Below are 12,106 nucleotides of genomic sequence, written 5' to 3' on the forward strand. Positions count from 1 at the left end.
TGACATGTGCATCATGCACATGTGCACAGTGCACATATCGAGGTGACGCGATGACCCGGCGCACGGAAAATCTGCTCGGCGTGCTCGCCCTTCTGGTAACGGACGAACTCGACGCACAACCTTCCATTCCCGCACTGTCCGGCATAACGGCACGGGCGATGCTCAACGCAATCGGCCAATACCCGGATTCGTCTATTGAACTGCTGCGCGATGCCGTCGACCTATCGCATCCCGCTGCCGTGCGCGCCACCGCAGGTCTCGTCGATGCGGGGCTGGTCGAAAAGAAAGCAGGCAGCGACAAGCGCTCCGTCGCGCTGGTGTTGACGGCAAGCGGACGCCGTGAAGCGAAGCGCATGCGAAGCGCGCGCGGGCGCATGCTCAAACGGATCGTCGCGCGGCTCGATGAAAACGAACGCGAGGTATTCGAGCGTTTGCTGATCAAGATTCTCTGGAACGAAACCCGCGACGCGTCGCACGCGATGCAACTGTGCCGCTTCTGCGACGACAAGCCGTGCCTGAAAGCAGGCTGTCCTGTCGAATGCCGCGACCACGGGCTGTCGATGCCGGGCGGAAGCGCCTCCTGAACGTGCCCCACACCCGCGCCGTCGGGCGCGGCGGCTTATATCGTGGGCGCGCTGTTTCCCGGCGGCGCCAAACAGCGCGTATATCGCGCTCGGCATGTATGCGGCGGCGTGCAACGACCTGCAGCGACCAACGGGCGAAACGCCGCCGCGCGTCGCCCGCATATCAACGCAGACGAACCAGCGTCGACTTCAGCTCCGTGTACTTCTCCAGCGCATGCAGCGACTTGTCGCGACCGTTGCCCGACTGCTTGTAGCCGCCGAACGGGAAGTTCATGTCGCCGCCTTCGTCATAGCAGTTGACCCACACCGTGCCCGCACGCAAACGCCGCGACACTTCATGTGCCGTCGTCAGATTCGCGGTCCACACGGCGGCAGCCAAACCATAATCGCTGTCGTTTGCAATCTGCACGGCTTCGTCGACCGTATCGAACGTGATGACCGAAAGCACCGGACCGAAGATCTCTTCGCGCGCGATCTTCGCGTCGGGTTTCGAAACCTCGAAAACGGTCGGTTCGATATAGAAGCCGCCGCTTTCCTGCTGCACGCGCGCGCCGCCGTGCAGCAGCTTCGCTTCGGCGCGCCCTGCTTCGATATAGCCGAGCACGCGATCGAGCTGCATCTGATCGACGATCGCGCCCATCGACGTCTTCGGATCCAGCGGATTGCCCGGTGCATAGCTGCGGGCCGCCGCGACCAGCTTGTCGAGAAACACGTCCTTGATGTCGCGATGCACGAGTAGACGCGAGCCCGCCGTGCACATCTCGCCCATGTTGTAGAAGATCGCGCCGGCCGCAGTCCTGGCCGCGCGGTCCAGATCCGGGCAATCGGGTAGCACGATGTTCGGCGACTTGCCGCCCAGTTCGAGCCATACGCGCTTCAGATTGGACTGGCCCGCATACTGCATGATCAGCTTGCCGACATTCGTCGAGCCGGTGAACGCAAGGCAGTCCACGTCATGATGCAGCGCGAGCAATTTGCCGGGCCCGCCGCCGCCCGGCACGACATTGAATACGCCAGCGGGAATGCCCGCTTCGCGCGCGAGTTGCGCAACGCGAATCGCCGTCAGCGGCGACTTCTCCGAAGGCTTGAGCACCACGCTATTGCCTGCCGCCAGCGCAGGCCCAAATTTCCACGACGCCATCAGGATCGGGAAATTCCACGGCACCACAGCCGCGACGACGCCAAGCGGCTCACGCGTCACGAGCCCGACCAGATGATGGTCGGCGGGCGCCACTTCGCCACCTACCTTGTCGATCGCTTCCGCGAACCACTCGACGCAATACGCCGCGCCGGGCACATCGACCGACGTCGTATCGCCGATCGGCTTGCCTGCATCGAGCGTTTCCAGCAACGCGAGTTCGTCGAGATGCTCGCGCATCAGTGACGCCCATTTCAGCAGCGTCGCCTTGCGCTGACGCGGATTGAGTCCCGACCACACGCCTGCATTGAATGCACGGCGCGCGGCCCGCACCGCCGCATCCACGTCGGTTTCGCCGCAATCGGCGGCCTTGACGAGTACCTTGCCGTCGATAGGACTCACGCAGTCGAACGTGCGCCCGTTTTCGGCGGAACGATATTCGCCGTCGATGAATGCGCGCCCTTCGATTGCAAGCACGGCCGCCTTTTTCTGCCAGTAAGCCAATGTCGTCTTGTCCATCAGGATGCCTCAATGTTATGCGTTCAGCGCAATTCATCCGGCACGCGCATCAGTCGATGCCGCACCTCGCGCATGATTCCCATGTTGCGGCCCTTCACACTGGCACCCGCCAGATAGAAGTCGATCTGCTCATTGCCGAGATTCGGCATCTCTGCGCGGCGCGACACCACTGTGCGGTTCGCCTCGACTTCAAATGTGAAGAATTCAGCAAGGCTCATCGAAATCGTGCCATTCGTCACGCCTGCCCGTTTCGCGAGTTCGCGCTGCGAAAGACGGTGCTTTTTGCAGATGTACTGCAGGCGGGCCGCACCTCGATCGATATCGATGCACTCACGAAAACGGAAAGTTATGCATAACGAAAACGTCATTCGAATAGCACGCGCGTGTGCTGGATATTCTAATCACTTTAAATCGATCGCTTCCGGGAAAAACCCTCAAGGTGAAACGAATTTCTTGCGCATCGACACACTTCAAAGTGGACACATATGCGCGTTTAGATAGCTCAGGGTAAGCCCTCAGCAAACATTCGTAAAAAGACTTTCCCGGCCTTTTTGACTCGTATATGCTGAACATCAGGTTGATGTTGTCTTTTGTCTTGTTTGCTTAACTCGTCTAACGGCCTGCTTCATCGCTCTGCAATGGGTAAAAGATGCAAGTCGAATAACAACCTGTCGTCCCGATTCCTTAAACGCCAGACGCGTTTTTCGAGCGGGGCATTCCATACCTTCAACGTGCCAGTCGAGTGTCATCGTGAGAGTCCGAGGCCCTTTGGTTTGGTGGGATCGTAGTCAGTTCGCGAGGTGTCTTCGCGCTGACAACGCCATCGCCGACGGCAGCAACGGCAGGCTTGCGTTTCGCCGCTTTCTGTCCGTCTTCACGACCCTGTCGCGCCGTTCCGTTCGTCGTCACAACGCCATTTCAGCGCGTGCGTCTATCGCGGTGCATACCGACGAAGTCGCATCGCTCTTGCCCTAGCGCCTCTCCCCCTTTCGCCGTCCGGCCCGATCGCGGGTCAATGCTTCGCGCGCTTGCTTGCGCTGCGTCATCGGTCGCGCGCGCCCTCAATCCGGGCGCGCGCCGTTGCACGCCCGCAATTGCACGCAGCGGAGTCAACCGGACCGCATATCTGATTGCCACGCGCGGCGCGATGCGCTGACGGCGCTGCCACGCAAGCACGCTTCAGCCGCTTTGCGCTCCGCGCACGGCAGAGGAATCGTGCCGCACGCACACGACGCACTATTTGCCGTGTTACCGCAGTCAACAACGAATACACGTTAGTTATGCCAAGCAAACCACTGGTCGGCGTCAGTGCCGATAGAGCGATGATGGGCCTGCACGCGTCGCACGTGGTCGGCGAGAAGTACATCGCTGCCATCGTGGACGGTGCGCAGGCGCTCGCCATGTTGCTGCCCGCGTTAGGCGAGCGGCAGGCACCCGAAGATCTCTTCGCGCATATCGATGGACTGCTCTTTACGGGTAGTTATTCGAATGTCGAGCCGCATCGCTATGGCGGTCATGCGAGCGCACCCGGCACACTGCACGACGCCGCGCGCGACGCGACGACGTTGCCGCTGATGCGCGCCGCGATCGACGCGGGCATACCCGTCCTCGCCATTTGCCGCGGCTTCCAGGAAATGAATGTCGTATTCGGCGGAACGTTGCATCAAAGCGTTCAAACGGTGGAAGGTTATGACGACCATCGCGAGAACAAGGAAGACGACCTCGACCAGCAATACGCGCCCTCGCACGCACTGCATCTCGTGCAAGGCGGGATGCTTCAGAAGCTCGCCGGCGGCGCGAGCGAAGTACGCGTGAATTCGCTGCATGGACAGGGCGTCGAGCGGCTCGGCAACGGCCTCACGGTCGAAGCCCGCGCACCGGATGGGTTGATCGAAGCGATCGGCGTATCGCATGCGCGTGCGTTCACGCTGGGTGTGCAGTGGCACCCCGAGTGGAAGCACGCGGGCGACGCGCTATCGACAGCGATCTTCCGTGCCTTCGGTGCCGCGTGCCGCGATCGAATGCGCATCAGGACGGGTTCGGCAGCGGCTGCAAACGCTCATGTCTGATCCCCGTCAGCGCAAAAACAGAGAGAACGATCATGCAAGAAATTGACGAGTTTCTGAAAAAGCATCACATCACTGAAATCGAGGCGATCATTCCCGACATGGCGGGCATCGCGCGCGGCAAGATCATTCCGCGCAGCAAGTTCGAATCCGGCGAGTCGATGCGACTGCCCCAAGCGGTGATGATCCAGACCGTGACGGGCGAGTATCCCGACGACGGCACGCTCACGGGCGTCACAGATCCCGACATGGTGTGCGTGCCCGATCCGTCGACAATCCGCATCATTCCGTGGGCCGTCGATCCGACCGCACAGGTGATCCACGACTGCGTGCACTTCGACGGCACGCCCGTCGCAATCTCGCCGCGCCGCGTGCTGCGCCGCGTGCTCGATCTGTACAAGGCCAAGGGCTGGAAGCCCGTCATCGCGCCGGAGCTGGAGTTTTATCTGGTCGACATGAACAAGGATCCCGACCTGCCCTTGTGCCCGCCCGTCGGTCGTACGGGACGCGCGGAAACGGGACGCCAGGCGTATTCGATCGAAGCCGTCAACGAGTTCGACCCGCTGTTCGAAGACATCTACGAGTACTGTGACATCCAGGAACTCGAAGTCGACACGTTGATTCACGAAGTGGGCGCCGCGCAGATGGAAATCAATTTCCTGCATGGGGATCCGCTCAAGCTCGCGGACCAGGTGTTCCTGTTCAAGCGCACGGTGCGCGAGGCGGCGCTGCGTCATCACATGTATGCGACGTTCATGGCGAAGCCGATGGAAGGCGAGCCAGGCTCGGCGATGCACGTACATCAAAGCTTGGTCGATGAAGAGACGGGCCAGAACCTGTTCACGGGCAGCGACGGCAAACCGACGGACGTGTTCAACCAGTATCTCGCCGGTTTGCAGAAGTACACGCCCGCGCTGATGCCGATCTTCGCGCCGTATATCAACTCGTATCGCCGCCTGTCGCGCTTCATGGCCGCGCCGATCAACGTGCAATGGGGATACGACAATCGCACCGTCGGCTTCCGCATTCCGCATTCGGGCCCACAGGCACGCCGCATCGAGAACCGCATTCCGGGTGTCGACTGCAATCCGTATCTCGCGATTGCGGGCACGCTCGCAGCGGGTTATCTCGGCATTACGCAGCGGCTTACGCCTACGGAGCCGCTTTCCAGCGACGGCTACGAGTTGCCCTATCAGCTGCCGCGCAATCTGGAAGAGGGTCTCACGTTAATGAGCGCCTGTGAACCGCTTGCCGAAATCATGGGCGAGCAGTTCGTCAAGGCGTACCTCGCGCTAAAGGAAACCGAATACGAAGCATTTTTTCGCGTGATCAGTTCGTGGGAGCGCAGGCATTTGTTGTTGCACGTCTAAGTGTTCTTTGGAACCTACCCAACAGGCAATACGCAACAACAAAGAAAACTGGAGGCAACATGAGTTTCAGGACAGAAGAAATCGCTTACGCGCAACCCGCCCGGCCGGCCGCGACGGCAAGCACATCGCAACAGCAACGCAGCACCGCGGAATATCGCGCGCTCGACGCCGCGCATCACATTCACCCGTTCTCCGACATGGGCGCGCTGAACAGCGCGGGCAGTCGCGTGATCGTCAAGGCAGAAGGCGTGTATCTGTGGGACTCCGATGGCAACAAGATCATCGATGGCATGGCGGGATTGTGGTGTGTGAACGTCGGCTATGGGCGCAAGGAACTGGCGGACGCTGCGTATCAGCAATTGCGGGAACTGCCCTTCTACAACACGTTCTTCAAAACCACGCACCCGCCCGTGATCGAACTGTCGGCATTGCTCGCCGAAGTGACGCCCGCACCGTTCAATCACTTCTTCTATTGCAACAGCGGGTCCGAAGGCAACGACACGGTACTGCGCATCGTCCATCAATACTGGGCGACGCAGAGCAAGAAGCTGAAGAAGTTCGTCATCTCGCGCAAGAACGGCTATCACGGTTCGACGATTGCAGGCGGCACGCTGGGCGGCATGGGTTATATGCACGAGCAGATGCCGTCGCAGGTCGAGCACATCGTGCATATCGATCAGCCTTACTGGTTCGGCGAAGGCGGCGACATGACGCCGGAAGAATTCGGCCTCGCGCGAGCACGCCAGCTCGAAGCGGAGATTCTCGAACTCGGCGCCGAGAACGTCGCCGCATTTATCGGTGAGCCTTTCCAGGGTGCGGGTGGCGTGATCTTCCCGCCTTCCACTTACTGGCCGGAGATCCAGCGCATTTGCCGCAAGTACGACGTGCTGCTGGTCGCCGACGAAGTGATCGGCGGGTTTGGCCGCACGGGCGAATGGTTCGCGCATCAGCATTTCGGCTTCGAGCCGGATCTGATCACGATGGCGAAAGGCCTGACGAGCGGCTATATCCCGATGGGCGCCGTCGGCCTGCATGACCGCATCGCGAAGGCGATCATCGAAAACGGCGAGTTCAATCACGGCCTCACCTATTCGGGCCATCCCGTTGCCGCTGCCGTCGCCGTCGCGAACCTGAAGCTCTTGCGCGACGAGAAGATTGTCGAGCGCGTGAAGAACGAAACGGGCCCGTATTTCCAGCAGTCCCTGCGCGAAGCGTTCGCGAGCCAACCCATCGTCGGTGAAGTAGCGGGCACGGGTCTCGTCGCGGGCATCCAGCTCGCCGAGAACCCGAAGACGCGCAAACGCTTTGAAAACGGCGGCGACGTCGGCACGATCTGCCGCGACTTCTGCTTCAACGGCAATCTGATCATGCGCGCAACGGGCGACCGGATGCTGCTCTCGCCGCCGCTCGTCGTTACGAAGAGCGAGATCGACGAGATCGTTTCGAAGGCGAAAAAGGCCATCGACGCAACCGCACAACAACTCGGGCTTGCGTAACGACAGTCAGACCACCGGCGCGGGCGCTGTGACGCAATCGACAACGCGACACACGCTCGAACTGGGCACGTCGTAGCACCGCATTCGTGAACCGTTCCAAGCCGCGCTGCAACACGCGCGACACATGACAGGAACAACGCGAAACGGCAAAATGGGCCCCTCGCCTTCAACGCACCCGTCCGGCGGCGTTGAAGGCTTACCATAACCCACTGTCCGTTGCGACGAGGCGTCGATGACTGCCCTGCTCACTTCTGAAATCGCATCGAAATTCGCGGGCCTCGCGCTCGATCATTTGACGCGCGAGTACCCGAACAAGCTCACGCATTCGCTCGCAAGTCCGCAGGATGTGCAAGGGCCGCGTGCACTGCATCCGATTTTTTACGGCAGCTATGACTGGCACTCGTGCGTGCATGGCTACTGGTTGCTTTTGCATCTGATCGACCGCTTTCCCGAGTTGCCGGAAGCGCCGCGCATCGTTGCCGTCGTCGACGAGCACTTCACGGAGCACAACGTAGCAGGCGAGCGCGCTTATCTCGACCTGCCGCATAACCGGGGCTTCGAGCGGCCATACGGTTGGGCGTGGCTCCTTGCGCTGTCGGGCCAGGTCGCCGCGCTGAAATTGCCGCAAGGCGCGCGCTGGACCCGGACGATCGCGCCGCTCACGGAAGCGTTCGTCGATCGCTTCGAAACGTTCCTGCCGATCGCGACGTATCCGCTACGCGTCGGCACGCACTTCAACACGGCGTTCGCATTGGCGCTCACGCTTGACTTCGCGCACCGCACGCAACGCGATGCGCTTGCGAAGCTAATCGTCGATACGGCAAAGCGCTGGTATCTGAACGATGCGGGATGTCAGGCGTGGGAGCCATCGGGCGACGAGTTTCTGTCACCTGCGCTGATGGAAGCGGAATTGATGCGCCGCGTGCTGCCGCCCGCCGAGTTCGACGGCTGGTTCACGCGTTTTCTGCCCGGTCTCGCGCAACGGCAACCCGCGACGCTGTTCGTCCCCGCCACCGTCACGGATCGCAGCGACGGCAAGATTGCTCATCTCGACGGGCTGAACCTGAGCCGCGCATGGTGCCAGCGGTCATTGGCGCGCGCGCTGTCAAATGACGATCCGCGCCGCGCGGTGCTCTTCGAAGCCGCCGACGTGCACCTGGAAAGCGCGTTGCAGCATGTCGCGGGCGACTATATGGGCGAACATTGGCTGGCTACCTTCGCGACGCTTGCGCTCGAGGCTTAGGGGCGGACGCACCAGCAGCAACGGAACCAGCGTATACCGCAAAATGACGCGGCCGGAATCGTGTCAGCGTGGTGACGGACGGCAGCCGAACCTTCACCGGTACTCGAAATCGTCTGCGGTAATCAACACGTGCGTCGACCCTTTCGCCAGCGCCTTGCGTTCGGCGACAGCGGTGATCCGGCGCTGGCCGTTGCCGAACGCCTTCGACAGGTGCGATTCGTCCGCACCGCGCTCCAGCCAGAAATGCCGCTCGAGCGCGTCGCGCGTAATCGAGCATCCTATTGCGCGCTTTTGCACGACGATGTCGAAAGTCACGGATTGACCGTTATGCGAAAGGGCGAAGTTGCGTAAGGACTGTTCCATTTTCAGCCTCTCTTGAACTGCGATCTACCAGTATTGCGTGTTGCTTTCATGAACCATGCGCCGATACTCCCGCAATCAAACTATCTCATTCCGTTCGGCATCGATCATTTCGGGCGAACCCTTGAAAGGCCTCCTGGCAAACGTTTTCATGACTGGAGCACGTGGCGTCGCTAGCGGGCGACGATAAAAAACGTCCAGCATGTTCGCATTTTGAAGGCTTTTGTGCAGGCTAGCGCCCTCTTCCGCCCGCCATTTTCTCGCGCCGTTGCGCCACGCGCTGCCGCGTTTTCCATCTGAGGAAACTTTGCGCATGAACGAATTCGCGCTTTCGGCGCGTCCTCGTGAAGAAGCATACAACGCAATCGTTTGCGGCATATGTCATGTTTCATGGAACGGAGAAATCGATGTCAGGGCGGAACATCGCAAGCACAGCCGCAGACTGAACGATCGTAGTCTAGGGCTGTTCGAGCACGCGCTTGAGCCGTTCGACGGCTTCATCGGACTCGGCCTGGATCTTCGCGCGCAGCAGCACGGCGTTGAGCAGCGCGAACCAGAGCGTCGGCGAGCGATACGTGAAAGTGCGCTCGAACTGCGTGCCGTCGGCATCGGAGGTCAGCGCGTAGCTGACGGTGCCTGCTGGACGGCCTTCGATCATGCCGTCTATCGTCCATTTTTCGGGGCGTCGGCGTTCGACGACCGTCCATACGACATGTCCGCGCCGCCCCGCGACACGAAATTCTTCCGTGGTCCGCTCTCCCAGATCAAGCGGGTGATCGATCGCGCCCGTCACCGACAACGACGACGGATGCCACGCGGGCCAGTGCGCAAGCGTCGTCACATAGTCGAAAACGGCCGTGGACGAGCGCGCGATCGGCATGACGGTAACAATGCTCGTCGAGAGATTGAACGCGCCCGGCAGTGGAACGAATAGAACACCGAGGGCGGCCGCCACGCATGCCACTGTCACGATCGCTCGCAGTAGCGTTCTCATCGCTGTTCGCGCCGTCGCGGCGCGTCCAATTGAACCGGGATGACTGCCGCCGTACGCACCCAAGCGGCCCGCGTCACGATCTTACTGCTACCGTATGGGAGCGGCGGTGTTGCAACACACGTCGCACGCTGTCGCGCTCATGGAATATCGCGGGAACAAGACGGGAACACGACCGATGCAAGCCCATCCTCTACGCCTTCAGCCCGGACAAGACCTGCGCGACGCACTCGAACACACGATGCACCCGGTGGGCGCGACGGCAGTGTTCGTCGTTCAGGGCATCGGCAGCCTCAGCGTCGCGCGATTGCGTTTCGCCGGTGTCGAGCATCCCACGGAACTGCGCGCCGATCTGGAGATCCTCACCCTGGCAGGAACCGTTGCGCGCAACGGCGCGCATCTGCATATGTCCGTGTCTGGCCCGGACGGCCGCGTGTTCGGCGGACATGTCGCGCACGGCTGCATCGTACGAACGACCGTTGAAATTCTGCTCGCGCTCCTGCCCGATCATGTGTTCTCACGCGAGCCCGATCCGCAAACCGGCTTCATGGAACTGTTCATCCGCAATGCGCCGCGTCGCGCGTAGCGCGACCTTGATGCCTGGAACGTTCTTCGCTTGTCTGCTGGATTGGCCACAGTCCGCACGCTGTAGGAGCGCGCGCCGCAATGCCTTACACTTGCTAAGTCGGAATGGCATGCTCGTCAATCAGTTGTTCAAGGAGGGAAACGTCCGTGGCAAATGAAAAAATGTTGGCGCAGATTTCGGAGAAGGCGGGCTTCATCGCCGCACTCGATCAAAGCGGCGGCTCGACGCCTGGCGCATTGCGGCAGTACGGCATTCCTGACGACGCCTATAACGGCGACGCCGAAATGTTCAAGCTGATCCATGAAATGCGCGTGCGCATCATCACCGCCCCGGCCTTCACGGGAGAGAAAGTCATCGCGGCGATTCTCTTCGAAGCCACGATGGATGGGCAGGCGCAAGGCAAGCCAGTGCCTTCGTTTCTATGGAAAGACCGCGGCGTCGTGCCGTTCCTCAAGGTCGACAAGGGGCTCGAAGCAGAAAGCGACGGCGTGCGTCTGATGAAGCCGATTCCCGGACTCGACGCGTTGCTGGCGCGTGCGGGCAAACTCGGCATCTTTGGCACGAAGATGCGCTCGGTCATCGAGCAGAACTCTCCGGCGGGAATTGCAGCCGTCGTCAAACAGCAGTTCGAATACGGCGCGCAGATCGATGCGGGCGGCCTCATGCCGATCCTCGAACCCGAAGTATCGATCAAGACGCCCGACAAGGCCGGCGCAGAAAAGACGCTGCGCGACGAGATTCTCAAAGGCCTCGATGCGCTACCCGCCGGCAAGCAGGTGATGCTCAAGCTGACCATTCCCGATGTCGCCGATTTCTACAAACCGCTGATCGATCACCCGCGCGTATTGCGCGTGGTGGCGCTGTCGGGCGGTTATACGCGCACGGAAGCCTGCAAGCTGCTCGCAAAGAATCACGGCATGATCGCGAGCTTTTCGCGGGCGCTCATCAACGACCTGAAGAAATCGATGAGCGACAGCGAGTTCAATGCAAAGCTGTCCGAAGCCATCGACGAGATTTACGACGCGTCTGCCCTCAAGGTCTGAGCGGCATGTGCACGCGAGGCCGCGCGCCATCGGGTGCGCGGCTTCGCCATGCTTCGCATCAGCGCTGCATGTCAATGCGCGGTCGGCGGGACGTCGGGGTCCACATAATCGCTGCGCGAAATCCAGTACGGATCGCGGTTGTAATACGTGTGCAGCGATTCTCCCCACCTCAAATCGGCCATGCTTGGCCAATGGTCCTTGTCGAAGCCCGGTTCCTCCTTCAGACGCCGCGCGCTGATATCGACGTGAAAGCACTTTTGCGCGGTATCGAGTGTGAGCGCGCTCCACGGGATTGCGTGCAGCTTCGCGCCCATGCCGAGAAAGCCGCCTTCGGACAGCACCGCATAGGCGATGCGCCCGCTGCGCACGTCGAGCATGATGTCACTGATCTTGCCGACATGTTCTGCGTCGGACGAATACACCTTGGTTCCGTCGAGCGTCGCGGCCGCCATCACTTCCGGCCCCGGACCTTCTCCGACGCCGCCGCCGACGATGCCTGCACCACCCGTCTTGCGCGATTGCGGATTGATAGAGCCCATTGCTTGCCTCCTTGTGAAAGTGAGTGTTGGTAAGGCGCGCAATAGCTGTTCCCGCCTGGCGGCAAGCCGGCATTTGAGCGTTTAACGGAAAACATTACCTTCCAGTACGAGACGTCGGTTTATTTTTCCGGGCGACACGCTGCCACGCGACATCGCGCCGCGCCGCTGCTG

13 protein-coding genes and 1 pseudogene are annotated in these 12,106 nt (G+C 61.1%); 8 read left to right on the forward strand and 6 right to left on the reverse strand.

Going from position 1 to position 12,106, the window contains the following annotated elements; genetic code table 11:
- The first annotated feature begins 50 nt into the window (after positions 1-50).
- Positions 51-584, forward strand: coding sequence for a MarR family winged helix-turn-helix transcriptional regulator (locus tag BPHY_RS18035; RefSeq protein WP_012402878.1), 534 nt, complete (start codon positions 51-53; stop codon positions 582-584).
- A gap of 163 nt (positions 585-747) precedes the next feature.
- Here the strand turns inward: BPHY_RS18035 and BPHY_RS18040 are convergent, their stop codons facing one another.
- Together BPHY_RS18040 and BPHY_RS18045 are read right to left on the reverse strand one after the other, a co-directional pair.
- Complete coding sequence (locus tag BPHY_RS18040; RefSeq protein ID WP_012402879.1) at positions 748-2,241, reverse strand: aldehyde dehydrogenase; 1,494 nt, start codon at positions 2,239-2,241, stop codon at positions 748-750.
- Positions 2,242-2,303: 62 nt separating this feature from the next.
- Positions 2,304-2,609 (reverse strand): annotated as a pseudogene (locus tag BPHY_RS18045) (hypothetical protein); the annotation flags it as partial.
- A 400-nt stretch (positions 2,610-3,009) separates the two neighbouring features.
- On the opposite strand from BPHY_RS18045, the gene BPHY_RS43180 reads away from it, so the two are divergent.
- From BPHY_RS43180 to BPHY_RS18070, 5 genes are all read left to right on the forward strand, one after another.
- Positions 3,010-3,216: a hypothetical protein gene (locus BPHY_RS43180; protein WP_041764359.1), complete on the forward strand. Its 207-nt coding sequence runs from the start codon at positions 3,010-3,012 to the stop codon at positions 3,214-3,216.
- A 305-nt stretch (positions 3,217-3,521) separates the two neighbouring features.
- Complete coding sequence (locus BPHY_RS18055; RefSeq protein ID WP_041764361.1) at positions 3,522-4,310, forward strand: gamma-glutamyl-gamma-aminobutyrate hydrolase family protein; 789 nt, start codon at positions 3,522-3,524, stop codon at positions 4,308-4,310.
- Between the two features lie 32 nt (positions 4,311-4,342).
- Complete coding sequence (locus BPHY_RS18060; protein WP_012402884.1) at positions 4,343-5,677, forward strand: glutamine synthetase family protein; 1,335 nt, start codon at positions 4,343-4,345, stop codon at positions 5,675-5,677.
- A 59-nt stretch (positions 5,678-5,736) separates the two neighbouring features.
- Positions 5,737-7,173 (forward strand): aspartate aminotransferase family protein, encoded by a 1,437-nt coding sequence (locus tag BPHY_RS18065; RefSeq protein ID WP_012402885.1) that lies wholly within the window; start codon positions 5,737-5,739, stop codon positions 7,171-7,173.
- Positions 7,174-7,405: 232 nt separating this feature from the next.
- Complete coding sequence (locus BPHY_RS18070) at positions 7,406-8,416, forward strand: DUF2891 domain-containing protein (RefSeq protein WP_012402886.1); 1,011 nt, start codon at positions 7,406-7,408, stop codon at positions 8,414-8,416.
- 93 nt (positions 8,417-8,509) lie between these two features.
- Here BPHY_RS18070 and BPHY_RS18075 read toward each other — a convergent pair whose 3' ends face one another.
- From BPHY_RS18075 to BPHY_RS18080, 3 genes are all read right to left on the reverse strand, one after another.
- A complete protein-coding gene (locus tag BPHY_RS18075; protein ID WP_012402887.1) occupies positions 8,510-8,779 on the reverse strand; it encodes a DUF1488 family protein in 270 nt (89 codons plus the stop codon).
- Positions 8,780-8,854: 75 nt separating this feature from the next.
- Positions 8,855-9,091 (reverse strand): hypothetical protein, encoded by a 237-nt coding sequence (locus BPHY_RS41790; protein ID WP_167538880.1) that lies wholly within the window; start codon positions 9,089-9,091, stop codon positions 8,855-8,857.
- A gap of 142 nt (positions 9,092-9,233) precedes the next feature.
- Positions 9,234-9,770, reverse strand: a complete 537-nt coding sequence (locus tag BPHY_RS18080) for an SRPBCC family protein (protein ID WP_012402888.1) — start codon at positions 9,768-9,770, stop codon at positions 9,234-9,236.
- A gap of 175 nt (positions 9,771-9,945) precedes the next feature.
- On the opposite strand from BPHY_RS18080, the gene BPHY_RS18085 reads away from it, so the two are divergent.
- Both BPHY_RS18085 and BPHY_RS18090 read left to right on the forward strand, forming a co-directional pair.
- Positions 9,946-10,353 (forward strand): PPC domain-containing DNA-binding protein, encoded by a 408-nt coding sequence (locus BPHY_RS18085; protein ID WP_012402889.1) that lies wholly within the window; start codon positions 9,946-9,948, stop codon positions 10,351-10,353.
- A gap of 146 nt (positions 10,354-10,499) precedes the next feature.
- Positions 10,500-11,396, forward strand: a complete 897-nt coding sequence (locus tag BPHY_RS18090; RefSeq protein ID WP_012402890.1) for a fructose bisphosphate aldolase — start codon at positions 10,500-10,502, stop codon at positions 11,394-11,396.
- A 71-nt stretch (positions 11,397-11,467) separates the two neighbouring features.
- Here the strand turns inward: BPHY_RS18090 and BPHY_RS18095 are convergent, their stop codons facing one another.
- Entirely contained in the window at positions 11,468-11,935 is a 468-nt protein-coding gene (locus tag BPHY_RS18095) for a PRC-barrel domain-containing protein (protein ID WP_012402891.1), read from the reverse strand.
- Between the last annotated feature and the right edge of the window lie 171 nt (positions 11,936-12,106).

The sequence above is a fragment of the Paraburkholderia phymatum STM815 genome (assembly GCF_000020045.1).
GTDB lineage: Bacteria > Pseudomonadota > Gammaproteobacteria > Burkholderiales > Burkholderiaceae > Paraburkholderia > Paraburkholderia phymatum.